The 23322-nt window shown below is 70.4% G+C and carries 21 protein-coding genes and 1 tRNA gene; 11 read left to right on the top strand and 11 right to left on the bottom strand.

Going from position 1 to position 23322, the window contains the following annotated elements:
- Positions 1-402 precede the first annotated feature (402 nt).
- Positions 403-1299 (bottom strand): carbohydrate kinase family protein, encoded by an 897-nt coding sequence (locus tag LC193_RS26880; RefSeq protein WP_226077963.1) that lies wholly within the window; start codon positions 1297-1299, stop codon positions 403-405.
- A gap of 258 nt (positions 1300-1557) precedes the next feature.
- Here LC193_RS26880 and LC193_RS26875 point away from each other — a divergent pair, with 258 nt between their 5' ends.
- From LC193_RS26875 to LC193_RS26865, 3 genes are all read left to right on the top strand, one after another.
- A complete protein-coding gene (locus LC193_RS26875; protein ID WP_226077962.1) occupies positions 1558-2319 on the top strand; it encodes a hypothetical protein in 762 nt (253 codons plus the stop codon).
- 70 nt (positions 2320-2389) lie between these two features.
- On the top strand, positions 2390-3340 hold the full coding sequence (locus tag LC193_RS26870; protein ID WP_226077961.1) for an alpha/beta fold hydrolase: 951 nt from the start codon (positions 2390-2392) through the stop codon (positions 3338-3340).
- Positions 3341-3433: 93 nt separating this feature from the next.
- Positions 3434-4249, top strand: a complete 816-nt coding sequence (locus tag LC193_RS26865; RefSeq protein WP_226078894.1) for an SAM-dependent methyltransferase — start codon at positions 3434-3436, stop codon at positions 4247-4249.
- A 43-nt stretch (positions 4250-4292) separates the two neighbouring features.
- On the opposite strand, the gene LC193_RS26860 is transcribed toward LC193_RS26865, so the two are convergent.
- Both LC193_RS26860 and LC193_RS26855 read right to left on the bottom strand, forming a co-directional pair.
- Positions 4293-5216, bottom strand: a complete 924-nt coding sequence (locus LC193_RS26860) for a helix-turn-helix domain-containing protein (RefSeq protein ID WP_226077960.1) — start codon at positions 5214-5216, stop codon at positions 4293-4295.
- A gap of 126 nt (positions 5217-5342) precedes the next feature.
- The gene (locus LC193_RS26855) at positions 5343-5582 is read right to left on the bottom strand and encodes a DUF397 domain-containing protein (RefSeq protein ID WP_226077959.1); all 240 of its coding nucleotides are present in this window, start codon (positions 5580-5582) and stop codon (positions 5343-5345) included.
- Positions 5583-5803: 221 nt separating this feature from the next.
- Here LC193_RS26855 and LC193_RS26850 point away from each other — a divergent pair, with 221 nt between their 5' ends.
- From LC193_RS26850 to LC193_RS26840, 3 genes are all read left to right on the top strand, one after another.
- Positions 5804-6442 carry an ATP-binding protein gene (locus LC193_RS26850; protein ID WP_226077958.1) on the top strand — a complete coding sequence of 213 codons (639 nt, stop codon included), beginning with the start codon at positions 5804-5806 and terminating at the stop codon, positions 6440-6442.
- Positions 6443-6772: 330 nt separating this feature from the next.
- Positions 6773-6857, top strand: a tRNA-Leu gene (locus tag LC193_RS26845).
- A 279-nt stretch (positions 6858-7136) separates the two neighbouring features.
- Positions 7137-8105 carry a nucleotidyltransferase domain-containing protein gene (locus LC193_RS26840; RefSeq protein ID WP_226077957.1) on the top strand — a complete coding sequence of 323 codons (969 nt, stop codon included), beginning with the start codon at positions 7137-7139 and terminating at the stop codon, positions 8103-8105.
- 105 nt (positions 8106-8210) lie between these two features.
- Here LC193_RS26840 and LC193_RS26835 read toward each other — a convergent pair whose 3' ends face one another.
- Positions 8211-8864: a hypothetical protein gene (locus LC193_RS26835; protein WP_226077956.1), complete on the bottom strand. Its 654-nt coding sequence runs from the start codon at positions 8862-8864 to the stop codon at positions 8211-8213.
- A gap of 64 nt (positions 8865-8928) precedes the next feature.
- Positions 8929-9831: a 5'-methylthioadenosine/S-adenosylhomocysteine nucleosidase family protein gene (locus LC193_RS26830; RefSeq protein ID WP_226077955.1), complete on the bottom strand. Its 903-nt coding sequence runs from the start codon at positions 9829-9831 to the stop codon at positions 8929-8931.
- Between the two features lie 38 nt (positions 9832-9869).
- Between LC193_RS26830 and LC193_RS26825 the strand changes: the two genes are divergently transcribed.
- Both LC193_RS26825 and LC193_RS26820 read left to right on the top strand, forming a co-directional pair.
- On the top strand, positions 9870-10202 hold the full coding sequence (locus LC193_RS26825; RefSeq protein WP_226077954.1) for a hypothetical protein: 333 nt from the start codon (positions 9870-9872) through the stop codon (positions 10200-10202).
- Between the two features lie 43 nt (positions 10203-10245).
- The gene (locus LC193_RS26820) at positions 10246-11016 is read left to right on the top strand and encodes a transposase (RefSeq protein ID WP_226073171.1); all 771 of its coding nucleotides are present in this window, start codon (positions 10246-10248) and stop codon (positions 11014-11016) included.
- Between the two features lie 38 nt (positions 11017-11054).
- Here LC193_RS26820 and LC193_RS26815 read toward each other — a convergent pair whose 3' ends face one another.
- Positions 11055-12209, bottom strand: a complete 1155-nt coding sequence (locus LC193_RS26815; protein ID WP_226077953.1) for a hypothetical protein — start codon at positions 12207-12209, stop codon at positions 11055-11057.
- A gap of 339 nt (positions 12210-12548) precedes the next feature.
- On the opposite strand from LC193_RS26815, the gene LC193_RS26810 reads away from it, so the two are divergent.
- Positions 12549-13268: an NUDIX hydrolase gene (locus LC193_RS26810; RefSeq protein ID WP_226077952.1), complete on the top strand. Its 720-nt coding sequence runs from the start codon at positions 12549-12551 to the stop codon at positions 13266-13268.
- Between the two features lie 721 nt (positions 13269-13989).
- On the opposite strand, the gene LC193_RS26805 is transcribed toward LC193_RS26810, so the two are convergent.
- The 3 genes from LC193_RS26805 to LC193_RS26795 all read right to left on the bottom strand — a co-directional run bounded on the left by LC193_RS26805 (position 13990) and on the right by LC193_RS26795 (position 17681).
- The gene (locus LC193_RS26805) at positions 13990-14238 is read right to left on the bottom strand and encodes a hypothetical protein (RefSeq protein WP_226077951.1); all 249 of its coding nucleotides are present in this window, start codon (positions 14236-14238) and stop codon (positions 13990-13992) included.
- 17 nt (positions 14239-14255) lie between these two features.
- Positions 14256-16820 (bottom strand): AAA family ATPase, encoded by a 2565-nt coding sequence (locus LC193_RS26800; RefSeq protein WP_226077950.1) that lies wholly within the window; start codon positions 16818-16820, stop codon positions 14256-14258.
- A gap of 135 nt (positions 16821-16955) precedes the next feature.
- Positions 16956-17681: a Crp/Fnr family transcriptional regulator gene (locus LC193_RS26795; RefSeq protein WP_226077949.1), complete on the bottom strand. Its 726-nt coding sequence runs from the start codon at positions 17679-17681 to the stop codon at positions 16956-16958.
- A gap of 283 nt (positions 17682-17964) precedes the next feature.
- Here LC193_RS26795 and LC193_RS26790 point away from each other — a divergent pair, with 283 nt between their 5' ends.
- Positions 17965-18786, top strand: a complete 822-nt coding sequence (locus LC193_RS26790; RefSeq protein ID WP_226077948.1) for a nucleotidyl cyclase domain-containing protein — start codon at positions 17965-17967, stop codon at positions 18784-18786.
- A gap of 11 nt (positions 18787-18797) precedes the next feature.
- On the top strand, positions 18798-19244 hold the full coding sequence (locus tag LC193_RS26785) for a hypothetical protein (protein WP_226077947.1): 447 nt from the start codon (positions 18798-18800) through the stop codon (positions 19242-19244).
- A gap of 186 nt (positions 19245-19430) precedes the next feature.
- Here the strand turns inward: LC193_RS26785 and LC193_RS26780 are convergent, their stop codons facing one another.
- Positions 19431-22205 carry a DUF5682 family protein gene (locus LC193_RS26780; protein ID WP_226077946.1) on the bottom strand — a complete coding sequence of 925 codons (2775 nt, stop codon included), beginning with the start codon at positions 22203-22205 and terminating at the stop codon, positions 19431-19433.
- Positions 22202-23314 carry an ATP-binding protein gene (locus LC193_RS26775; RefSeq protein ID WP_226077945.1) on the bottom strand — a complete coding sequence of 371 codons (1113 nt, stop codon included), beginning with the start codon at positions 23312-23314 and terminating at the stop codon, positions 22202-22204. The genes LC193_RS26780 and LC193_RS26775 overlap by 4 nt, the downstream gene beginning before the upstream one ends.
- Between the last annotated feature and the right edge of the window lie 8 nt (positions 23315-23322).

Genomic DNA, 23322 nt, shown 5'->3' with positions numbered 1-23322 from the left:
AGTCCGCCAGGTAAATGAAAACTGAGGATGCCGTGTTCTCGAATCCGACTTCCCCCGCGCGGATTCCGCCCTACCGACCGGCCCGGCATGGTGACGGAGCCGGGCCGGGCCGCCGGGGCGCCATCCACCGCGCCGGGCGGCGGGATTGCCGGCCAAGCCGTCGTAGCGGCTCCGTGTGCCCTGCTGACGGCATCGTGCTCCTCAGGGTGAAACCCTCTCGGCTGTTTACCGGTTGGCCCAATGCCTAACGTGCGCTCGGCCCGCTTGGCAAGCCCGGCGATCGTATCATCAGGACGCAGGTCGGCCAGCGTGCCCCCGAGAGCGCTATCCCGAACTGACGGCGAGTCACGGGCCCTGTTGTTTCGAACCTGTTAATCCCCTTTCAGGTTCCACACATCGGAGTCACAGGAGCATCAGATCGGCGCGCGTGGGCGGGTTCGCGCCCCTTCTCGTACATGTGATCGCCGCAGCAGCCGCACACCGTGCCAATACCTCCGTCAGGGCCTCGCGCCCCACGGGCGGTCCGCCCCGTTCGGCGACGGCGTCGAGCAGCGCGGCCTGGAACGTGTCCCCGGCGCCGACGGTGTCGACGACCTCCACCTCGGGGGCCGTCACCCGCGCCCCGCCCTCCGCCGTGACGGCGAACGCCCCGTCACCGCCCAGCGTCACGACGACCAACGCGGGCCCGGCGGCGAGCAGTTCGCGCGCCGCCTCCTCCGCAGGGCGCCCCGGCCACAGCCACCCGAGATCCTCGTCGCTCGCCTTGAGCACGTCCACGGCGCCGGCCAGCCGCAGGCACACCGCGCGGTAGGCGTCCCGGTCCGGCTGCACGGCGGGCCTGACGTTGAGATCGGCGGCCACGGTGCGGCCCGCCCGCCGCTGGGCGCGGCACAGGTCGAGGACCCGGGAGGCCCCCGGCTCGATCACGACCGCGAGGGAACCGGTGTGCAGCACGGCGGTGTCCTCGGGCACCGGAAGCTCCGCGGGGTCCCACGCCGCGACGAAGTCATAGGTGGCCGCGCCGTCCTCCCCCAGGTAGGCCAGGGCCACGGTCGTGCGGTCGGACTCGGCCCGCACACGCCGCACCTCGACCCCGGTCTCCGCCAGGTGCTCGCGCACCAGCGCGCCCGGCGGGTCCTCGCCCCAGGCGGTCACGAGCGTGACCGGGCGTTCGAGCCGGTGCAGGCCGACGGCCACATTCGCCGGGCTGCCGCCGGCGACCGCGTGCGCCTCCCGCGCACCGGACCGCCACAAGAGATCGACCAGCGCTTCGCCGACCACGGTCACGCGCGTGCCCACGAGGCTTCCCCTTCCGTTCCACCGATGCCGTCCCGCGCACCGTCGCCCACGGCCCGGCGCACGCCGGCGCGCACCGGCCGCCGCGGCGCGGCGCGGGCCGGTCGGCGCCGGGTGACATCCTCGGGTGCCCCCCGCCCTCCCGGCAAGGCGCGCCCCCGCCGCCCCACAGCGACGGAAGTCGACGCCCCGGCCGGCCCGCCGCCCGCGGGGACGTGGCGGTCCCCGCGCCACCGGACAGCCGCGGCGGCGCCTGGCACAATGCGCGCGAAGCGTTCCGGCGGCGGGGAGGAGACCGAGATGGCGGCCGGCTTCACCGTGGACATGGCGGGCGCGGAGGGGATGCGCGCGGGCGCGTGGACCGACGGCGAGGAGTTCGTCATCCGGTGCGACGGCAGCGAGGAGGCGGCTGCCCGGGTTCGGCTCGAAGCCCAGGACGGCGACCGCCCCGCGGTCGAGACCCGTCCTGTGACGGTCGCGGAGGTGGAGGCCAGGCTGCGGGCCGGCGGCACCGTCGCGCATCCCGCGCTCGCGCTGACCCACGCGGCCGGCGCGCCGCTGGCGACCGTGCGCCCCGAAGAACGCGTGCCCTGGCCGCGCCGGTTCGCGGTGACGGACGCCGCCGGGCGGCCGTTGTGCGCGATAGCGCGCGCGCCCTCGCGCTTCGGCCGCGGGCACTGGCGGATCATCCCGGCGGACGGCGGCCCGCACCTCGTGGGGCGGGACGGGACCGCGGCCGGCTGGGCGGTGTTCGTGCTGCTGCTGCCGCTGTGGCTGGTGCTGTTCGCCGGCTCCCTGCTGGTGGCCCTGCTCACCTTCGGCCACGTCGCGGAACTGCTCGGCTGGAGCCGCCCGCAGAGCGTGGCGTGGCGGCGGCGGGGGGCGCCGCCCTGGACCGGCCGCGTCCTGACGTTCAGCCACCTGAGGACCGGGTACCGCCGGCCGGGGCGCGCACCGCTGGACGAGCGCGTCGCCTACGCCCAGGCCGCGCTGCACCACTTCAGCAGAATGCACCACGACTGAGGGCGGCCGCGGCGGGCCCGGCGTTCCATACTGGGGCCCGGCCCTGCCCCCGGGATCTCAGGAGCGCACTGTGGCGAGCCAGCCGACGACACCGGACCGCGCCGACGACACCATCGCCCCCGATGGTGTGCCCGTCGCCACCTACACCTGGCTGCCGGAACGCGGCACGGCGCGTGCGTGGGTCCAGCTCGCGCACGGCGCGGCGGAGCACGCGCTGCGGTACGGCCGGTTCGCCCGCCACCTGACGGCGCACGGCTACGCGGTGATCGCCTCCGACCACCGGGGGCACGGCGCGACCGCGGCCCGCACCGGCGGGTACGGCGTGGCCGGCCCCTCGGCCTGGCGGGCCGTCGTGGCCGACCTGCACGCCGTCGGGGAGCGCGCCAGGGCGGAACTGCCGGGCCTCCCGCACGTGTTGTTCGGCCACAGCATGGGCTCCCAGCTGGCGCGGGACTACGCCCAGGAGCACGGCACGGTGCTCGACGGCCTCGTCCTGTGCGGCACGTTCCGCTCGCTGCCCGGCTGCGAGACCGGCACGGCCGCGGCACAGCTGGCCGAGGAGGTGGAACGGGGCGGTCCCGCCGCTCCCTCCGCGTTCGTCACCGACCTGTTCTCCGCGTTCAACGACCCGTATCCGCGCCGCACCGGGTTCGAGTGGCTCTCCCGCGACCCCGGCGAGGTCGACGCCTACGTCGCCGACGAGCGGTGCGGCTTCCCGTTCGGCGCGGGCCTCTCGCTCGACTGGGTCCTCGGGGTGCGGAAGATCAACGACCCCGCGGCGCAGTCCAGGATCCCCCGCGAGCTGCCGGTGCACCTCGTCGTGGGCGACCAGGACCCCTGTCACGCCGGCCTGAGCCTGTTCTACGAACTGATCGAGGACTTCCGCTACATCGGCACCCGCGACCTGACGTGGCGCGCCTACCCGGGAGCGCGGCACGAGATCCTCAACGAGACCAATGCCGACGAGGTGCGCTCGGACCTGACCGCGTGGCTCGACGAGCGCACCGGCCTGGCCGGCTGAGCCCCAGTCACCGGGCACCCGACGCACCGTCAACCCGCTTGCTCATGCAAGGATTCACGCAACGTGTCCGAACGGCAGCAGGAGGAAGGTCAGATGGCCGAGACGGGTGAGGGAACGTCGTACGACATCGACGTCAACGTGCCCAGCGTGGCCCGCATGTACGACTACGCCCTGGGCGGCAAGGACAACTACGCGGTGGACCGGCAGGCGTTCGACCAGATCGAGACCACCGCTCCCAGCACCCGGCCGCTCGCGCTCAACAACCGCAGGTTCCTCGGGCGCGCCGTGCGCATCCTCGCCGAGGACTACGGGGTGCGGCAGTTCATCGACCACGGTTCAGGGCTGCCGACGCAGGACAACGTGCACCAGATCGCGCAGCGCGCCGACCCGTCGGCCGGCGTGGTGTACATCGACAACGACCCGATCGTGCTGGCCCACGGCCGCGCCCTGCTTGAGGAGAACGACAGGACGGCCGTGATACAGGCCGATCTGCGCGACACCGACGCGATCTTCGCGAGTGAGGAGGTGACCCGCCTGATCGACCTGTCGGAGCCGGTGGCCGCCCTGTTCGTGTCGGTGCTGCACTGCATACCCGACGCGGACGATCCGGCCGGCCTCGTCGCGCGGGTCGCGGAACGCCTGCCGTCGGGCAGTTTCCTGGTGGTCAACCAGCTGGTCAGCGAGGACGCCGGGCTGCGTCAGGAGATGACCGACTTCATGCTCACCAGCACGCAGGGCAACTGGGGCCGGGTGCGCCAGGAGCACGAGGTCCGGCGGTTCTTCGACGGGTTCGAGATCCTCGACCCGGGCCTCGTGGAGATCAGCACCTGGCGTCCGGACACGGACCTGGGGCCCAAGCAGCAGACCGACGAGTGGATCGAGTTCGGCGGCGTGGCGCGCGTCCCCTGAGCCGGGCAGCCGCCCGCGCCGGACCGGCGCGGGCGGCGGTCGTTCACAGGCTCTGCTTGAGTCCTTCGAGGAACCTCAGGCCGTCGAGGAAGTGCCCGGTCTTGCCGTGCGGCTCCGCCGTGGCGCACAGGCTGTCCATGACCGCGAGGTAGTCCTCGACGTCCTCGCGCTTGTCCAGGTAGAGCGCGCTGTTGAGCTGCTCCAGGTAGACGATGTCGGGCAGGTCGGGTTCGAGGAACCGCAGGATCGTCACCGGACCGCCCGCGGCGGCCAGGCCGCCGAGCCTGAACGGGGCTATCTGGAGCGTGATGTTGGGCCGTTCGGCCATCGTGCGCAGGTGCCTGATCTGCGTGCGCATCGCGTCGGTGCCGCCGAGCGGGCGGCGCAGCGCGCCCTCGTCCACGACGGCCCACAGCTTGGGCGCGTGCGGCCGGGTCAGCAACTGCTGGCGCTCCATGCGCAGATCGACCCGGCGGGAGACCTCGCGGTCGGTGGCGCGAGGGTTGCCGAGCTTGATGCAGGCGCGGGCGTAGTCGGGGGTCTGGAGGAGGCCGGGAATGAACTGCACCTCGTAGGTGCGGATCACCGAGGCGGCCTCCTCCAGGCCGATCATCGTCTCGAACCAGCTGGGCAGGACATCGCTGTACCGCTGCCACCAGCCCGGCCGACTGGCCTGCCGGGCCAGTGCGAGGAACTGCTCGCGCTGCTCACCGTCGTCCACGCCGTACAGCGTGAGCAGGTCGGCGATGTCGCGTTCCTTGGCGCCCACCCGGCCCAGCTCCAGGCGACTGATCTTGGCGTGCGAGCCCCGGATCGCGTCTCCCGCGGCCTCCCGGGTGATGCCCCGGCTTTCGCGCAGACGGCGCAGGTGGGTGCCGAGTACGATCCGCAGAACGGTCGGGCCACCCCGCGGATGCGAGAGGATGTCCCGCACCGAGGAGGCGCGGCCTGCCTGAGCTGACGCCATGTGTGTCCCCTGAGTGTTGAATTCGCGCCCAAGTGTTGCACTGTTCGGACGAGGCGTACAGTCGCGCCCCCGGCACTCAGGGTGAATCGGTCAGAGCTTGACGATGAGTTGGGGAAACGTTGGCGATCAGTCGGCGATCAGGTCGTCGAAGTCACCGTCCTTGGTGCCCTGGATGAAGGCGGTCATCTCGGCGCGCGTGTAGATCAGCGCCGGCCCCTCGGGGTCCCGGCTGTTGCGCACGGCGACACCGCCGTCGGGGAGCCCGGCCACCTCGACGCAGTTCCCGTTGGGGTTGCTGCGGGCGCTCTTGCGCCAGGCGGCTCCGTCGAGACGGCCGGCCGGGACTCCGTTGGCGAACTGCGGCATGTCCACTCCTACTTCACTCGCGCGTGCCGCCCGCGTGGGGTGGTGGGCGGCTCCTGACCGGATTGTGCCCTCCCCCGGGGCGTTCTTGCACCTGTTCTTGCATCTGTTCTTGCATTCGTTATTTCAGATGCACTTGCAGCGATACGCTGCGTCCACAAGGATGGACCCAGCGGAGCCGCCGCGCCCAAGTCAACGGTCCCCGAACCCCCCGGAGGTCGACAATGACAGCACTCCCGCTCGCCCTGACGTCGCTCCCGGAGGAGCGCCAGGTGGGCAACGGGACGGTGGACACGGCGGGGTTCGCCACGTTCCCCCTCGCCGTGGCGCGCACCACGCCGAGCGCCGCGCGCGGCATGACCCGTACGACGCTGGCGGGTTGGGGGTTGGAGGAGCTGGCGGACGACGCCACCGTGGTGGTCTCCGAGCTGGTGACCAACGCGCTCCGCTACGGGCTCCCCACCCACAGGGCCCGACCGCTGCCCCCGGCCTCGGCGGCGCAGCCCATCCTGCTCAGCCTGGTGCACTGCGGGAACGCGGTGCTGTGCGCCGTCTTCGATCCGGGGCACGAGGTTCCCCAGGTGCGGGAGCCCGACTACTTCGAGGAGTCCGGGCGCGGACTGCACGTTCTCGAATCACTCGCGGCACGCTGGGGATGGACCACCCCCGACCACAACGGCAAGGCGGTCTGGGCGCTGCTCATGGCGACGGCCGAGGGCCGTGACACCGGCCCCGAGGGCACCGACTGGGAGCCGCTGACCCGGCTGTTACTGCTGCTCGAACTGCTCAGCGGGCCCTCGTGGCTCAAGTCGCTCGGCGCCTCGGCGGCGACGCCCCGGGCCGTGGAACGCCGCCACCGCTGAAGCCCGCACCACGGCGCGTCCCCGCGCCGCCCCCTCGTCCGTGGCACCGGCCGGCCCGGGCACACCACCGGCCGGTGCCCCGCGCCGCCGGGGGCCCGGCCCGCGGTGGCGGTCGAACACCACGGCCGAGCCGGAGGGGCACACATGCCCCGTTCACGAACGCGGCCGGCGGCCCCGGCATCCGCAGGGCCGCCGCCCACCCGGCTGCCGCCCGCACTCCGGCCCGCCCCGGGGCGGGCCGCACGGGGGAACAGCGTGTGAAAAGGAACCCACGGATCTTGGTATGGTTGACCACGAGGCGCCGGTCACCCCCGGTCGCACTCGCACCCCGTCCGGGTGGCGGAATGGCAGACGCGCTAGCTTGAGGTGCTAGTGCCCGTTTAAGGGCGTGGGGGTTCAAGTCCCCCCTCGGACACTCACAGAGACCCCAGCTGAGCTGGGGTTTTTCTGTTGGCAGAGCCTCTTCGAGCCCTCGCGTGGGCAACGCGTGGCCAACGTTCGGCTCGCCGAAGCCCGCTCGACTGCCGATCCGGCTCGCTACCGAGTTGCCTGCCGCGGTCCTCGCCCACACGCTCGGCATCGACATGACCGTCACCGGGAAGTGGCAAGCGAACTGCCGCCGAGGCTGAGGCGCCTACGCTGACGAGATCAGCCGCCGTACGCGTGCAGACGATCCCGAAGGAGACGGCCGCCCATGCCTCCCACCTCGCGCTGGAAGCAACTGCTTGACGATCGGCTCGTCGAAGCAGTCAACGTGCTGGGCGCGATCCCAGGCGTTCACGGGCTCATCGTCGGCGGGAGCGTAGGGCGCGGTGAGCCCTGGCCCATGTCCGATATCGATCTCCTGCCTGTCTATGTCTCCACCATGGAGCCATCCCGACAGGTGGAGAAGTGCCAGAGCGAACTCGTCGACTGGTGGGCGGCTTCGGGCCATGCCCAGACCCTCGATACCGGATGGCTGGCTTTCACCGCCCAAGAACTGCGCGACGCGATCGACACAGGGCCGGAGGGAATGGCCCAGCGGATGGCGGATCCGCGCTGGTTCCACGGCCTGGACAAGGCATACGGCGGACACGCAGCCACCAGCGACGACGAGCTGACCACCGAGTACACCCACTGGGCCACGCACATCCGCTTCCATCCCGCGGTCGTGGCAGCACGCCTCAGACGCTGGCGCGACGAGGCCCACCAGGCCGCAGCCGAAGCCGTCTCCCTTAACGACAGTGACCCACGCCGATCGACACACCTCCTGCGAGAGGCCGCCCGCGCGCTGCGGATGGTCTGCATCGAGGGCTGGGGAGAACGCCTCGGATCCATGGGACGGGAATGGACCAGGTTCGAGCGCATAGCCGAACGACACGGCGCCCGACTCCTGGCCGACCGCATCGCCGCGCTCGCCGGAGCCGACCCGAAGGAGGCAGCCGAACGTGCCAAGGCAGCACCGGCCTGGCTCCTGGAACGCATCGACCTCAGCCACCGCGCCCGGATCATGATCGGGGAGGACGTCACCGCCGAGGAGAACGCCCGCGACCAACTGGCCGCTTTCACTGTCCATGTCACGCGGCACCGCTCCGACCTCGACGGGCCCTGGACCGGCAGCCCCGACCGCGCACTCCACGAGCACCTTGCCGAGCTTCACGAACTCCTCACTCGACACGGCTGAGCGGAACGTGGCCGGACCGATTCCAGAAGCGCGAGACCCGACTCCGCCATGGGCGCCCCCCGTTGCCGCTGCCGCTTGACATCAAGGTGGGGCAGCCCCTCCTGCTCAGAGTCGAGGAGGGGCGCTTCCTGACCACGCCGAGTCGAAAAGCCGCAGTGCCATGTCGTACAGCAGTCCCGGTGCACGTGCGTACAGACAGGGCGCATTCCTGCCGTGGGAGAACCGCGGGTAGAAGGTCAAGTAGGCTACTTGGTCTGTGGCGACTACACGCCACAGATGGGGGAGGTCAAAGCTTCGCACCTCAATACCAGATCGCTCCTCGGCCACGCGTGACAGATAGCGAGTGTTGACCCTCACTTGCTCTGCAAGAACCCCTTCAGCAAAGCCGCGATCAATTTGACGCAGGTCGCCCTCACGCCGCTGTAGCCACGAGTTGGGTCCCCCCTCCGGATCGGGTAGCAGGATGCGCACCGACGCGACAGACAGGTCTCCTCTCCAGAGGGGCGCAAAGGCATCACGTGTGAGCGCGTTCCCCCGCCCGGCCAACACTTTTACCCATCGGGCCTTCGCCAGATCGCGCTTGATATCCTTTTCCGTGGACCGCTGCTTGCGGTACACGCGCCGGAGGCCGAGGGGCGAATATTGAGACAGCAATCCCAGCAGCCACCAATGGAACCGCGCAGAGCGGAGCCAGGCCAAAGCGCCTAGGACGACAGTTGCTAGGATCGAGCTGAGGACGCCGAGCAGAAATCCGGTCACAGTACGTTCTCCTCGCTGTGTCGTTCTGCCGAAATACTGCTGCCAGGCTGGGGGCTCCACGGCTTCAGCACAGATAGGGAAGCAGCTCCCGCACTACGAACGCCGCGTTGTGAGCGGCGAGTTCGTGATGCTCATGCCCCTTTTCCTGGTCGGCATTGTCAGAGACTCCCCGGACAACGAGCCAGCCGAATTCGGAGGCGTCATTCGCGGAGCTCTCCTGCCAGAATTGACTCAGCCCACCCGACTCCATGTCAACAGCCAGGACCTTGTCATTGTAATGACTCAAATAGCGGCGGATTCCGCTGTCGCGGTCAGCGATCACTGCCTCACCCGATCCGATGAGCCCGGGAAATACCTGGTAGGCGTGGGATTCCCGGCCCGCGAGTTGGCCCTTGATTCGAGCTGGATCTCCGTGCTCGGTGAAATATGTGTTCACCGCGTGCACTACGCGGGCCGGCGCTTCCCGCTCCTCGCCCCGGCGCTGCACGTTGCCCAATGGGTTGATCTTGCGCTGTTCGTAGTAGACGACCCGGGTGGAGACGATGACATTGCCGATCCTGGCATACTCATCGTGGATACCGCCTCCCACACCCACCAGCACCCACAGACGCGGGCTGAAGTGGCGTCGCAGATGGCCCAGCGAAGCCATTACCGAGCGTTGCCCCTGACTGTGCGTACGCGTGGCGACCACTCGGACCCTGCGGCCGGGGATCGCCACCTCACCGGTGTAGAAGTGCAAGCCATCGATCTTTTCACCCCGGTGGAGCCCAAGTTTCTCGATCACTGCCCGCATCTCCTCGGAGAGGATGGTCACCAAGCCGACCTGCCAGGCGTCTTCGGCGAGGCCGGCTGCTCGGTGTTCCTCGACCTCGCGCTCAAGAGAGGAAAAGGTGACACTCGCGCCGTCACCGACTGCGCTGTTGCGGAACTGATTGTTGCTGCCGATGCTGAAACCGCCGGTTGTCATGACTGTTCTCCACTTCCCGAGACTGGCTGACTATCCTGGTGCGCGCCAATGTTATTGGCGTTGGCACCGTTGCCCACAGCACTGTTGCTGAAATTGTTGTTGTTCCCGAGATTGAAACTGTTATTGATGATCTTGCTGGCGTACTTCTCGAACTCCGCAGTGGAGACATTGTGAGCCCGAAGGAATTCGCTGCACGACACAAGGAGTCGCTGCTCGACGCTTTTGACCTGGCGCAGGATGTCGGTCTTGTCAAGCTGGACCTTGCCCCACTCCTGCGCCTGTTTCTCTCGGATACTGACGCGCGTTCCGATGTGGACATTTCTTCGGGGGCGCAGGGTGCGGTCATGCCCGGCCAGAAGGGCCTTGCCTAAGGTCTGTCCCGTAACTGCTGGGCGCGGGTGAGATGATCTTGCCGTGTCTGGTGTGATCACGGCGTCGGAGCCCTCCTGGATAGCCCCGTTCACCGGGCTGAGCCCGCGCCAGTTCGGCAGGCTGATCACCGCGCTCCGGCGGGAAGGTGCGGATCCGGTGCGCAAGGGCCGGCCTTGGAGCCTGCCCCTGGAGGACCGCGTGCTCCTGGTCGCCGCCTACTGGCGGACCAACCTCACCCTGCGCCAACTGGCCCCGCTGTTCGGGGTGTCCAAGTCGGCGGCCGACCGCATCATTGACCACCTCGGACCCGCGCTCGCCCTCCAGCAGCGCAAGCGGTTCCGCAAGGACACCGTGCTGATCGTGGACGGCACTCTCGTTCCCACCCGCGACCACACCGTCGCCGAGCAATCGAAGAACTACCGGTACTCCACCAGCCACCAGGTCGTCATCGACGCCGACACCCGGCTCGTCGTCGCCGTCGGCCGACCGGTCGCAGGCAACCGCAACGACTGCAAGGCGTGGGAGCTGTCCGGCGCGAAGGACGCCGTCGGCAAAGCCACGGTCATCGCGGACGGCGGCTACCGGGGTACCGGCCTGGTCATCCCGCACCGCCGCGAAGCAGGCCAGACCGAGCTCCCGGACTGGAAGGAGGAACACAACGCCTCCCACCGGAAGGTCCGTGCTCGTGTAGAGCACGTCTTCGCGCGGATGAAGGGCTGGAAGATCCTTCGCGACTGCCGACTGAAAGGTGACGGCGTCCACCACGCCATGCTCGGCATCGCCCGCCTGTACAACCTCGTCCTCGCTGGGTGACGCAGAAACCAGCAGACCACCAACACGTCGAAGATCATTTACGGGACAGACCTTAGAGCATATACGTATGGCGCGACCTTCCAGAACGTGGCGATTTGCTTCGGCAGGCCGACCAACTCCTCCAACGCCGACCATACGACAGCACCGCTGCCATGCCACCCGAACTCGTTGACCCGCTGAAAGCTTCGAGGTGTTCGTGTCAAAGCGCAAGCGGCAAAGGAAAGGCTGAGCGTACGCCCTTGCACGCGGACTTGGAGGAGAACAGTGGCTACAAGTTCCCCGCCAATCGTCGGCACACTCACCTCAAGAAAATGGTGCTTCTTAGGGTCCTGTCCGTTGATGATCCCCTGCATGTGCGTCGGCGCAATACACTTCTCGCCGAGGAGGTCGCGCTCGACCGAGACATCATTCTCGGCAATGTAGACTCGATCACGGACATGCGCAGGCAGGCGAATCGCGACTTCATCGTCCCTCAGTTGCTCAACGGCCCGGCGCAGATGGTCAACGAGTTCGTGCGTCTGGAAAGGCGGGACCGCGTACTCCCGCTCATGCAGAGGCTCGTCCTCGATCTCATCCCTGAGCAGCTGGATATTCATGGGCGGGTTCCACTGGTGAATGAGTTCCCCGGCCCCGACGAAAGGGGATTCATTGCCGAAAAGCGTGAGATTGATGGTCTCGTCGTCCTCTTCATCATCCGCAGAGTGATCACGGCGCGGGAAAACCACGCAATCGTGCTCCTGCTGTCGCGCCACCGCCGCTTCCCGCTTGGAGAGGCGCCTCGGACGTAACTCTTCCGACACGAGGATGCGGTTGAGGCGGATTTGCCGCACGGCCCCCACCACGAGGGAAATAAGCGCGATCACCGTACCCGCACAGAGGGCGAACAGCCCCTGAGAAGGCGAGCTGACTGCGAGAAGTGTTGATAAGCCAAAAATCAAGGCCACATACCTACCGCGGCGCTTGAGCACTGATACCGCCTCACGCCGTTCGGCGTCGTACAACGAGGCGGATCGCAACAACAGCGAGAAGCGCCGGCGTGCCGTATCGATCTTTCTCGGCGCCGCCTTGTCCTCCTCGCGTCGGATGATCAACTTCAGCAGCTCAAAAAGCCCTGGGATCATCCAGACGAAAGTCAGGCCCAACACAATCAGCATCGCAGCCATCACGTACCCCAACCCGAACGGGATCAGCACAGCCGCTACAACCACCGCCCGGAGGAGCGCACCCAGGTGAGCCGCGCACCAAGCGTGGCGCATGACCGGGACAAGGTCGAACCCGTAGGAGGGTGCGACACGTCGAGAGGGCGAGGTGCACACCTCTCTCAGGACGAGGTCGCGGAACCTCTCGTTGACATAGACGCCAGTACACAGATGGCGGGTGGCTCCGTTGAGAGAGTCGGCAACTTCGTGGACACGTGGGGCCCGGAGTGCGTGCATGCGAGCTCCTGAGGTGAGGCCAGCCCATGTTAAGGTCACTCAGACCATAAGTGCGCAGCACCTTTAAGTCAAGTCGACCTTTACCGGGGGTGTGTGATGGATGACTGGTTGAAGACCTCCACAGAGGTGCGGCCGTCGTGGGTGACAGTGGACCTGGCGATCTTCACCATCAGGGGCGGCAATCTCAGAGTCCTGCTGGTCAGACGCGGTGTGGAGCCGTTCCTCCACCGCCCTGCCCTTCCCGGCGGATACGTACAGGACAGCGAGACCCTCGACGACGGCGCCCGGCGGGAACTCCTGGAGGAGACCGGTATCGACGGCCGCCGACTCCACCTGGAGCAGTTGGGGGCCTACGGCGATCCCGGCCGAGACCCGCGAGGGCGAGTCGTGACGGTGGCGTACATCGCCCTGGGATCGGACTTGCCTGTGCCCGCTGGTGGAACCGACGCCGAGTCCGCCTACTGGGAGTCAGTCCCGCAACTTCTCGGTCGGCCTCAGGAACTGGCGTTTGATCACTTCAAGATCCTTACGGACGCCCTGGAGCGCATTCGCAGACAGCTCGAGTACACCACCGTCGCTACCGCGTTCTGCCCCGACACGTTCACGCTCGGAGAGTTGCGCAACGTGTACGAGTTGGTGTGGTGCCGTCCTCTCGATCCGAGCAACTTCCGCCGCAAGGTCACCAAGATGCAAGGATTTCTGGAACCCACTGGCGACCACCGCGCTCAGGGGATGGGGCGCCCCGCTGCCCTCTATCGCAGAGGGTCGGCGACCCTCCTCAGCGCTCCGCTGTTGCGTACCGCGACCATGACCTGATCGGCCCATCGGTCCTTGGGCGGTCGCACGCGATCGCCCTGCTCCGGTACCGAGCCGCTCCCGCGCCGTTCTGGGCGAGATCAACTGCCGCTGCTCCTACCGGTATCGGGCGTCCGCCGCATGAGCCCGCCCAGCAGTTCCCGCATGCTCTCCCCGTGTCCGGAATCCTGCGACCGGGCGTGGGCCCGCGGCCGGCTCCAACCACCTCGCAGCCTCCTGCGCCCCTCCGTTCTGCATGTGAGCCTTTCGACGGGTGCGCTCACTTCCGCCTGCCGAGCGGTCACCGGTCTGCCGCCTGGAACCGAGGCCAGGGTTGTCAAGCCGGCCAGCAGCACACGCCCGGAGCCCGACGGATCATTTCCGAACGGGGACCGCCCAGCGCGGGACGGCGGACGCCCCACAGCAGTCCGAGCCCCCCGGGCCCACCGCTGCTGTGACGTGCTCCGCCCGGTCTACTGACCGCCCCAGGCCATGTTGATGACGGCCACGGACAGCACGAAGATCACTCCCACGGCCTGCACGGCTTTGCTCCAGCCAGGCGTAGGCTCTCCCCGTCCACAGCTCGGTGACGTCCGGCCCATCTTCCGCGCGTGCTCCGGGACCCCTCCCGACAGCGCATGCGGCACGAGGGGCGACGCCCTGCCGCCATGCAGAGACGAGCACGCGCCCCGATGCCCGGTCGGCCGACTGTGCGGCTCGGGTGCCGAGGTGGGCGCCGGGGTCAGGTATCGCTCGTTGGAGGCGCGCTGTACTGGTGGACATGCATGTCACCATCGGTGACCGCGTAGACGGTTCCACGGTCGCGAGCGGTGTTGGTCTGGGACGCGGGCGCCCGTGTGCCGCCGTCCGCCGAGGACTGTGGCGCCGGAACATGATGGGACTCCACGTGATTCCCGTGCCCCACCACCACGGAGCCGGTGAGGTCGCCGCCGATATGGACGCTGTAATGGTCGCCCTGTGTGGTTGTCATGGGCTGGCTCTCCCTCTTCATCGCTGTTGGCGGGTCAGGGTGTAGTCACAGTTGATCTCGCACGGCGGCTGCCCTTCCGGGGCCACTTGGTGAACGTCGACACTCTGCCCATCCGCCGCCAGTTCGAAGGTCACCTCGCCCATGCCGAGGTGTTCACAGGTGGAGAGGTCGTTCCACGGCTGCTCACCCCGGAAGCTGCCGTCCTCACCGGTGACGTCCACGCTCACTTGGCCGCAGCCGAAGTCCGGACCCGTCAGCCGATAGGCGTCGCCACCGCTCTCCGCCACCGTGAAAGTGTTCCCCCACTCGTCGTTCCACGTGCCGGCGAAACCGGTGGGGACCGGCTCCGACCCACCGCCGTCGCTGTCGCTGTCGCTGAGCGTGATGGCGACGATCGCTCCGCCGAGCGCAAGGGCCAGTGCGCCGCCGACGATCAAGGAGGTCAGTGAGCCGCCCACCCCCAGAGAACCTGGGGTGGCCGCCGCCGCACCGGCGTGAGCACCAACTGTTCCCGCTGCCGTCGTACCGGCATGGGCGCCGGCCGTTCCCGCTCCCTGCCCTGCGGCGCCCGCGGCTGCCTGGCCGATGCCGCCGTCGCCGAACCCGGCGGCCCAGCCGCCCCCTCCGTCGGCTCCCCCGGCCAAGTGGCCGGAGCCAGCGCCGGACACAGGGTCGTGAAGGGGCACTTGCTGCGGCACTGCGGGCGGGGAGGGCAGGTTCTGCGCCATGTGCCCCGCTGTGTCGAAGTCGCCGGGCGGTGGCCCCAAAGTCGCTCCCCCACCGTAGTCGGGTCCGGTCGCGGCACCGCCCTCTCCCGACGGCTGCGGAAAGAGCTGCGTGTCCCGCGTCGCCTCCGCGGAGTACGTGCCTCCGGGCCCGTCGGCCGGCCCCGTCGCGGCACCGGCCGAGGGGTCCTGCCCGGCCCCTTCGGGAGCGACCGGACTCACCCCGTCGGCGGGGTGGTCGCCGCCGGGAACGGGGCCCGTCGCGGCGTCAGGAGCGGCCGTTCCCGCATCCTGCATGTAAGGATGCGGCACGCCGCCCTCCGGGGCCTGGCCGATCGCGCCGTCTCCCTGCCCGCCCGCCTCGGGGACCGGGCCGGCGGCGGCCCCGTCCTCCTTTGTCAGCTCTCGTGCCAGCCAGGCTGCTTCGGCCAGCAACGCGGCCGAGACCACGTGCTTGCCGATGAGCAGCGCCCGCACGCCCTCCTCGTGGGTGAAGAACGCCTCGGCCCGCCGGTCCCCCGCGGCGCGAGCGGCCAGCCAACCGCGTCCGAGCAGTCGGCCCCACGCACCGAAGCGCAGCGAGCGGGCCATCGCCGATGAGGCGGCTCTGGTCAGTCGCACCGCCAGGTCCGGGCGGCCGGCCTGTTCGGCCAGCGCGGCGACCACGTCCAACGCCGCGCCGTGCGCGGCCACTTCCTCCGGCGTGGTGGCCGGACGACCGGCCCACTCGGTGAGGTACGCGCACAGCCGCTCCAACGGGAAGGCGGTGGGGAAGCGCGGTCGCAGCGGGAGGCGGACGTCCGCCGCGCAGCGGTAGCCGTGTTCCCCGGCGATCAGCACCCCGAGCGCCACCAGGTGTTCGCATACCGCTTCCGGCTCGCCGAGGCCGGTCAGCGCCCCGATGTGCGCCGGTGCGAGCTCCGCCTCGTCGAGCGTGACCAGCAGATGCAGCACACCCATAGCCGCCCGGTCGCCCGCCAGCCTGTCGAGCAGGAGCGGAAGCAGCTCCGACACTTCGCCCGGCCGGGGTAACGTTCCGTCGCCGTCCGGGGTGAGACCGGCGAGCGCCGCCGCACGCAGCAGCGGCAGGGGCAGCCCCGAGGCCGCCGCCCACAACGTGGAGGCAGCCGCCCGCTGCGCGGCCGGCACGGGGCGACCCAGTTCTCGCTCCAGAAGCGCACGTGCCGCGTCCTCCTGAAGTCCCGCCAGGCGGAAGGTGGTTCCGTCGCTCCACAGTGAACGCCCGGAGCTGGCGAAGACGAAGGTCGCGTCGGGCGCCGCGTCCATCACCTCAAGCAACTGCTCGGTGGTCAGGTCGGCGTTGTCGACATAGACGGTGACGCGGACGCCCGCCATGAGCCGACGCAGTTCCGTACGGGCCGGGATGTAACCCGCCGCGTCGAAACACGCCTGGAACAGCTCCTGTGCGATGTCGCCGGGCTCGTGCCCCCGCGCGCTGACGAACACCACCCCGTCGGGTCCGGGCCGTAGCTGCCTGGCCGCGTGCCGGAGCAGCGTGGTCTTGCCGACGCCGGAGTCGCCCCACAGCTGCACCGGCCCACCGGCGTCGACCGCTTGGGCGAGCAGGGCCAGTTCGGATTCCCGCCCGATCGGGACCGGCTGCCGCCGCGGCAGCAGTTCGACGGTAGGGCGCCGCACCGGGCGGGGGCGCTGTCCCGCCATCAGCACGGTGACCTGCGATCCGTGCTGCGCATCGACCACCACGTTGTGGTTGCCGGCCACCACGGGCCCTCGCGCGTCGCCGCCGACATCCACCCGATAGGTCCCTGCCGTCTGTCGTTCGGCGTCGTGGGTCGACGCCCCAGCACCTGGCGGTCGCTGGTCCCAGTCGTTCATGACTCCCCCTCCTCCGAACTGTCCCGCCCCGTGCGGACCGATCCGGTCACGTTAGCGACGCGGCGTCGGGGGAAAACCGTCTTTTCACTGATTCCGCCACATCGGCTCCCGGTCGTGGTGGCGCGCGGCCCCTGGTCACGCGAAGGCGATCTCGCTCAGCCGTGCGGGGCTCTCCACCCGGATCGATCGGTAGCCCGTGGACACTACGCCGGACCTGCGCAGTTCGCGCAGGGCCTTGTGGACGGTCGGCTCGGCGGCACCCGTGAGGGACGCCAACTCCGGTTGGGTCAGCGGCCAACGGATCACCACACCCTCCCCGGCCCGCTCGCCGTAGGTCATCGCTATGTGGTGGAGAACGCGTGCGAGCCGGGTGGGGACGTCGCAGCCGGCGAAGTCGACACGGTGCGCGTTGGCGACGCGCAGCTTGGCGACGATGGACTCGTTGACGGCCTGTCCGATGACGGCGTCACGCCGCAGGCAGTCCAGGAAGTCGGCGCGCCGCACCACCCGGGCGAGAAGCGGGCCGCACGTGGTCACGGTCGCGGAGCGGGGACGGCCGTCCACGGCGGCGAGTTCGCCGACCAAGTCGCCGCCCATCCGGACGGCCAGCAGCACGTCCCTTTCGTCGTGGGTGCGCCCGGTGGCCTTCACCACCCCATCGAGCAGGACGAGGACGAAGGTGGTCTCCTCCCCCTCCCGCATCAGTCTGCGGCCGGCGGGGTAGCGGACCGCCGTGCCCAGTGCGAGCAGGCGCTCGCGCGGGCCCGGGCCGAGTCCGCCGACAAGGCTGGACTGCGGCCAGTCCCACACCTCGCGGGGCCGGCGCTCGCGTCCGCCGCCGTCCGGCTCGGTCTGTGCCATCGAAACCCACTTCCCGGCCCCGGCTCAGTCGTTCGGGCGCCCGGGGCGCGCCGGCCGGCGGACCGGCCTTTCGCCGACGCGACCAGTGTGCGCCTCACCGCGGCCGGTGGCACGGCCTTCGCCGCACACCGCCGGCCCGGCCGGTCGGCGCCCTCACCCGCTGCCCCACGGCGCAAAGTTGCGGAGATCCCGTATTGCCACGGGATCTCCGATGCTCCGGCCTGGCAGTCTGGCTTCTTGAAGCGCCACGCGAGTGGCGGAGGCAGGCGGGTGAGGGAACCGGATGAGCGGGGTGGACAGCGTGACGGCCGAGTTGGCGTATCGAGCGGTGCTCGCGGTGGACATCGAACGGTCGGCGGGACGGGGCAACACCGCTTTCTTCGCCGCTCGCGGGGCGCTCGTCGCCGCGCTGCGCGGGGCGTTCGAGGAAACCGGCATCGCGTGGGAGGCATGCCTGCATGACGATCTGGGTGACGGATTCCGGGTGACGACACCGGCCGGTACGCCGAAGGCGAGGCTGCTCCATCCGCTGGTTCCCGAGTTGTCCGCGCGGCTGCGTGCCCACAATCGCGGAGCCGCCCCGGGGGCCCGTGTCCGGGTCCGGGTCGCGCTGCACGCGGGGGACGTGCGGCTCGGTAGAGGCGGGACAGCAACCGGACGGCCGATGGAGGTGCTGGCCAGGCTGCTGGACGCGGAGCCCGCACGGGCCGCGCTGGCGCAGGCGCCGCCCTCGGTGGTCGCCGCGGTGCTGGTCTCGGGGCACTTCCACGACGAGACGGTGTGCCACGGCTACCCGGGCATCGAGCCCGAGTTGTTCCAGCGGATTGTCTTCACGGCCAAGGAATTCGCGGCGGAGTCCTGGCTTCACCTCGCGGGCCATCCGGCGCCGCCCCCCTGGCCCGGCACGGGGGCGCACACACAACCGCAGCCGCCCGACGAGCGCGGTGCTTCGAGCGGCCCCACTCGGCCGACGGACTCCGGACCGGACGCCGGCCGGGCGGGGGGCGCCGTCTCCCGCATGAGCAATACGGCGAAGGGGCATGGCGTCGTGTTCGCGACACAGAACGGCTCCCAGCACATCCACCAGCACAACGGCGGTTCCTGAAGGGGGGACGTGTGGACGAAGAACTGGCCGCACTCGCGGCTGCGGGTGCCGCGACGCTCGTGGCCGCGATGGCCACCGACCTGTGGCAGAGCACAAGGGAGGCGGTGGTGGGTCTTTTCCGTCGCGCGGGGCGTGGCCGACGAGCGACCGTGGCAGCACAACTGGACAACAACGCCGCGCTCGTCGGGTCCTGCGGCACACCGGACGAGGTGCGGCAGGCGCTGCTGGACTTCTGGACCGTAGAACTGCGTGAGCTGTTGCGGTCCGAACCGTCGTGCCGCTCCTCGCTGGCGCGGCTGGTCGAGGAGGCCGGTACGCCCGGGCCCGGCGGTGGCGGCGCAATCCGTTCCACGACTCGGCCACGCCTTGAGCAACGGAACTCCGCCAGTGACGGGGGCACGGTGTTCGCCGTGCAGGGTGGCGACCAGCCGCACTACTCGCCCCCGCCCGGCAGCTGATGCCCAGCCGGGGTCGCCCTCCTGCTGGGAGGACAGCACCGCCCGAGGGTGCCGGCCCGTGAGGCGAGGACGGGCAGCCGGTGCGCGAGCGAGCACGACGGCCGCGACGGGGGTCGTTCCCCCGGCGGTCGCGGGCAGCGCGGAGGCCGGGCGCCCGGTGGGGGCCCGGCCTCCGCGCCGGTGCGGTCAGGGGGTGGTCAGGAGGGAGGCGAGGGCGGTCGCCGTGGCCGGGTGGGCGGCCAGGAGGGCCGCGCCCGCCGGGGCGGGGGCGTCCCACGTGCCGTCGCAGCCGAGCGCGGCGGCCACCGCGTCGCACGTCGCCGGGTGGGCGGCGAGCAGCGGCAGGCCGCGGGCGGCGCGTGGGCGCCGGGCCGGGCGGGCGGCCTCCGGCCGGCCCCGCCAGGGCGGGACCCAGGTGTCCAGCGCGTCGAGCCGGGCGGGGAAGATGCGGCCGGCCTCGCGGATCAGCAGCGGGGCGAGGCCCGCGCCGCCGGCGCGCAGGGTGCTGATCAGGGTGGGCAGCCACGGCAGCAGCACCGGGTCCGGCAGCCGGCCGAACGCGCCGGAGACCGCCGCCACGACGAAGTCGGCCAGCTGCGGCACCGGTTCGAGCGCGTGCACGAACCCGCTGAGGTAGCGCGGATAGGCGGAGACCGTCAGGGGGTTGCCGAGGATGGCGTCGCAGCGTTCACGCAGGTGGTCGCGCGTCAGCCGGCCCAGGTGGAGTTCCGCGGCCCACAGCAGCGCCGTTTTCGCCGGCTCCCGCGGATGCGACTGGGCCACCGCCAGCTCCAGTTGGGTCCTGTCGCAGCCGAGTGAGAGTGCCAGGCCCTCCATGCCGAAGAGGAAGCCCAGCATCGCGGCGACCTGCTCGACGTGGGCGTCCTCGTCGGTGAACGCCGTCGGCAGCAGGGTGCAGTAGTGCGCGTACCCGGTGGTGACGAAGGACTCGATCCACGGCGGAAGCACGGGCTCGCTGGTGCGGTAGTGGGCGAGCAGCCGGCGCACGCGGCGCAGCACCTCGGGCGCGCCGTCGACGGTGCGTTCCGTGGACAGGACGGCCAGGGCGTGTGCGCCGAGTTCCCCCGCGAGGCGGGGACTGTCCAGGTAGAGGGTGGCGTCCTCGACGGCCGCGAGCACGGTCGCCGCCGTGGCCGTGGGTGCGTACGCGGCGCGGCGCAGGCGCTGTTCCATGACCTGCTCGACGCTCACGCCCTCGTAGCCGAGCTCGATCAGCGCGCGCTGGTGGGTGCCGAGCGACAGGTCCCAGGACTCCTGGATCGGGCGTTCACCCAGCCGCCGTTCGCCCATGATCGGCCGGGCGGCGCCCTGCGGCAGCAGCCGGCGCAGGATCCACAGGAGGTCGGAGCAGGCTTCGAGCTCCGGCCGGGCGGCGATGTCGAGCAGGGCGCGGTGCACGCCGCGCCGTTGAAGGGGCAGGCCCAGCGGCGCGAGGCGGTCGTGCACGTCGCGGGCCAGGGGTGGCAGGGCGTCGTAGCCGACCTGCCCGATCCGGTCGCCGCCCATCAGGATCTCCACCAGGCGGCGCACGTCGCGCCGTCCTGGCACGGAGTCCTTCTCGATGCAGGTGACGGCCGCGTCCTGGAAGTCGTACGGCGTGGGCCTGGCGCGGTCGCGCAGTCCCGCCAGGAGGATCGACGTCTCGAACACCGCGATGGCGTCGGCGGTCGAGGCCAGGTAGCCGTTGCGGCGCGCCGCCCGCACGATGTCCACGGACCAGCCGAGCAGTTCCTCCTCGTCCAGGCGGTCGAGGACCGGCGGCTGCCGCAGGAAGCCGCTGAGCCGGTCGGGGGACGGTGCGGCCGGGGCGGGAACGGGGGCCGGCGCCGCCTTTCGGGTCTTCTTCGTGCCTGCCTGGCCGGCCAGGCGGTAGGGCTTCACGCGGGTGCGCCGCACGTTCTTCGCCCAGACCGTGGCGGCGATGGAGACCGAGCCGGGGGCGAGGCCGAACTGCGCCTCGATCGCCGCGTGGCTCGACGGGATCAGTCCGTGCTGCCAGACGGTGGCCGTGCGCGGGGTGATCCGGTAGGTGCCGGCGCCCTGGATGCCGAACTCCGCGACGCGGCTGGCCGCGTGGAAGGCGCCGCAGACGTAGAGGCAGTCCGCGGGGTCGGTGCCGGTCGCGGCCAGGTGCTCGCGGATCCGCGTCCACATGTGCCGTTCGCGCTCCTCGTCCACGCGCAGCCGGCTGTCGTCGGCCGGCGCGAGGCGGCGGAAGAGGCTGCCGATGAGCAGCATGACCTGCCGGTAGGTGTCGTGGTCGCTGTCGCCGAGCGGCAGTTCGACGTACTGGTGCCACCATTCCGACCAGTGCCGAACGCGGCCGTGGCGCAGCAGGTGGGTCTCCAGTTCGGCGAAGCGCGGCCGCAGGTCGCCGATCTCCACGCCGACCGCGTCGCCGTGCAGCGCGGCCTCCTCCTCGGCGGGCCGCGGGTCGGCGCCGGCCGGGGCGCGGCCCTCGGTCTGCCACTGGAAGACGTGGTCGGACGAGCGGTCGACCAGGACCAGTTCGACGCCGGGGGTGTCGAGCGCGTAGGCGATGGCCTGGTATTCGGCGGACGCCTCGGTGATGGGGGCGACGACCGAGAGCGGGGACCACTCGGCCGGGATGCCGTCGACCTCGGTCGCGAACGCCTGGAGCGCGACCGGGAGCTTGCAGTTGCGCAGCTCGGTCAGCAGCGGTGCCATGTCCTCGCACAGCTCCAGGTAGACGACCTTCGGCTGCTTCTCGCGCAGGCGCCGTGCCATCGCGATGGCCGAGGCGGGCGAGTGGTGGCAGACCGGGAAGATCTCCAGCGGCTCGCGCACGGCGCGGTCGATGTCGTCGACGAGGCCGAGCAGCAGGTGTTCGAGGGTGCCGGGGCCTTCGGCGAACGCCGCCGCGGCCTCGCGCAGTTGCGCGCGCAGCGCGTCGAAGGTCCCCTCGACCGCGGTCGTCATGACAGGGTGGCGATCGCGTCGCGCCCGCCTTCGAGGAACTCGGGCCATGCCCCGCCCTGTTCCTTGCTGCGCGGCTCGACGACGCCGTGCAGGTACTTGTTGAGGATGGCCAGGTCCTCGGGCTCGCGCCGGGCCAGCGATCCGACGAGCGAGGCGGCCAGGGTGCGGGCGGTGAGGGCGCGCGCGCCGAAGAAGTTGCTGTGGAGGATGGCGTCTTCGAGCACGCCGATCTGCTCGGCGGTGGACAGCGCGGATTCCAGCTTCTCGTCGTCGCTGCCGGCCGAGGCGGCCGAGGCCCGCAGGTCCGCGAAGCTCTGGAGGAGCACGTCGAGCAGGTTCGGCGGCACGTCGAGGTCGATGTGGTGGCGGCGCAGGAGCTCACCGGTGCGGAAGCGGACGATCTCCGCCTCGCTGCTCTTGTTCGTCACGACGGGTATGCGGACGAAGTTGAAGCGGCGCTTGAGGGCCGAGGACAGGTCGTTGACGCCCCGGTCGCGGCTGTTGGCGGTCGCGATGACGGAGAAGCCGGGCTTGGCGAAGACGATGTTGTCGCTGTCGAGTTCGGGTACCGAGATGTACTTCTCCGACAGGATGGAGATCAGGGCGTCCTGCACGTCGCTCGTGGAGCGGGTCAGCTCCTCGAAGCGGCCGATCGCGCCGGCCTCCATGGCGGTCATGATCGGTGAGGGGATCATCGACGCGCGGGACTGGCCCTTGGCGATCACCATGGACACGTTCCAGCTGTACTTGATGTGGTCCTCCGTGGTCCCCGCGGTGCCCTGCACGACCAGGGTGGAGTTCCGGCTGATGGCCGCGGCGAGCAGCTCGGCCAGCCAGCTCTTTCCCGTGCCGGGGTCGCCGATGAGCAGCAGGCCGCGGTCGGAGGCCAGCGTGACGATCGACCGTTCGACGAGGGAGCGGTCGCCGAACCACTTCTGGGAGACCTCACGGTCGAGGCCGTCGGCGGGCGTGGCGCCCAGGATGAACAGGCGGACCATCTTCGGGGACAGGCGCCAGGCGAACGGCTTGGGCCCGTCGTCGACGGATTCGAGCCAGTCCAGCTCCTCGGCGTACTTGATCTCGGCGGGGGCGCGCAGAAGGTCTGACATGTCGGTGC

The sequence above is a fragment of the Streptomyces marincola genome (assembly GCF_020410765.1).
Taxonomy (GTDB): domain Bacteria; phylum Actinomycetota; class Actinomycetes; order Streptomycetales; family Streptomycetaceae; genus Streptomyces; species Streptomyces marincola.
This window is presented reverse-complemented; position numbering and strand designations above follow the sequence as displayed.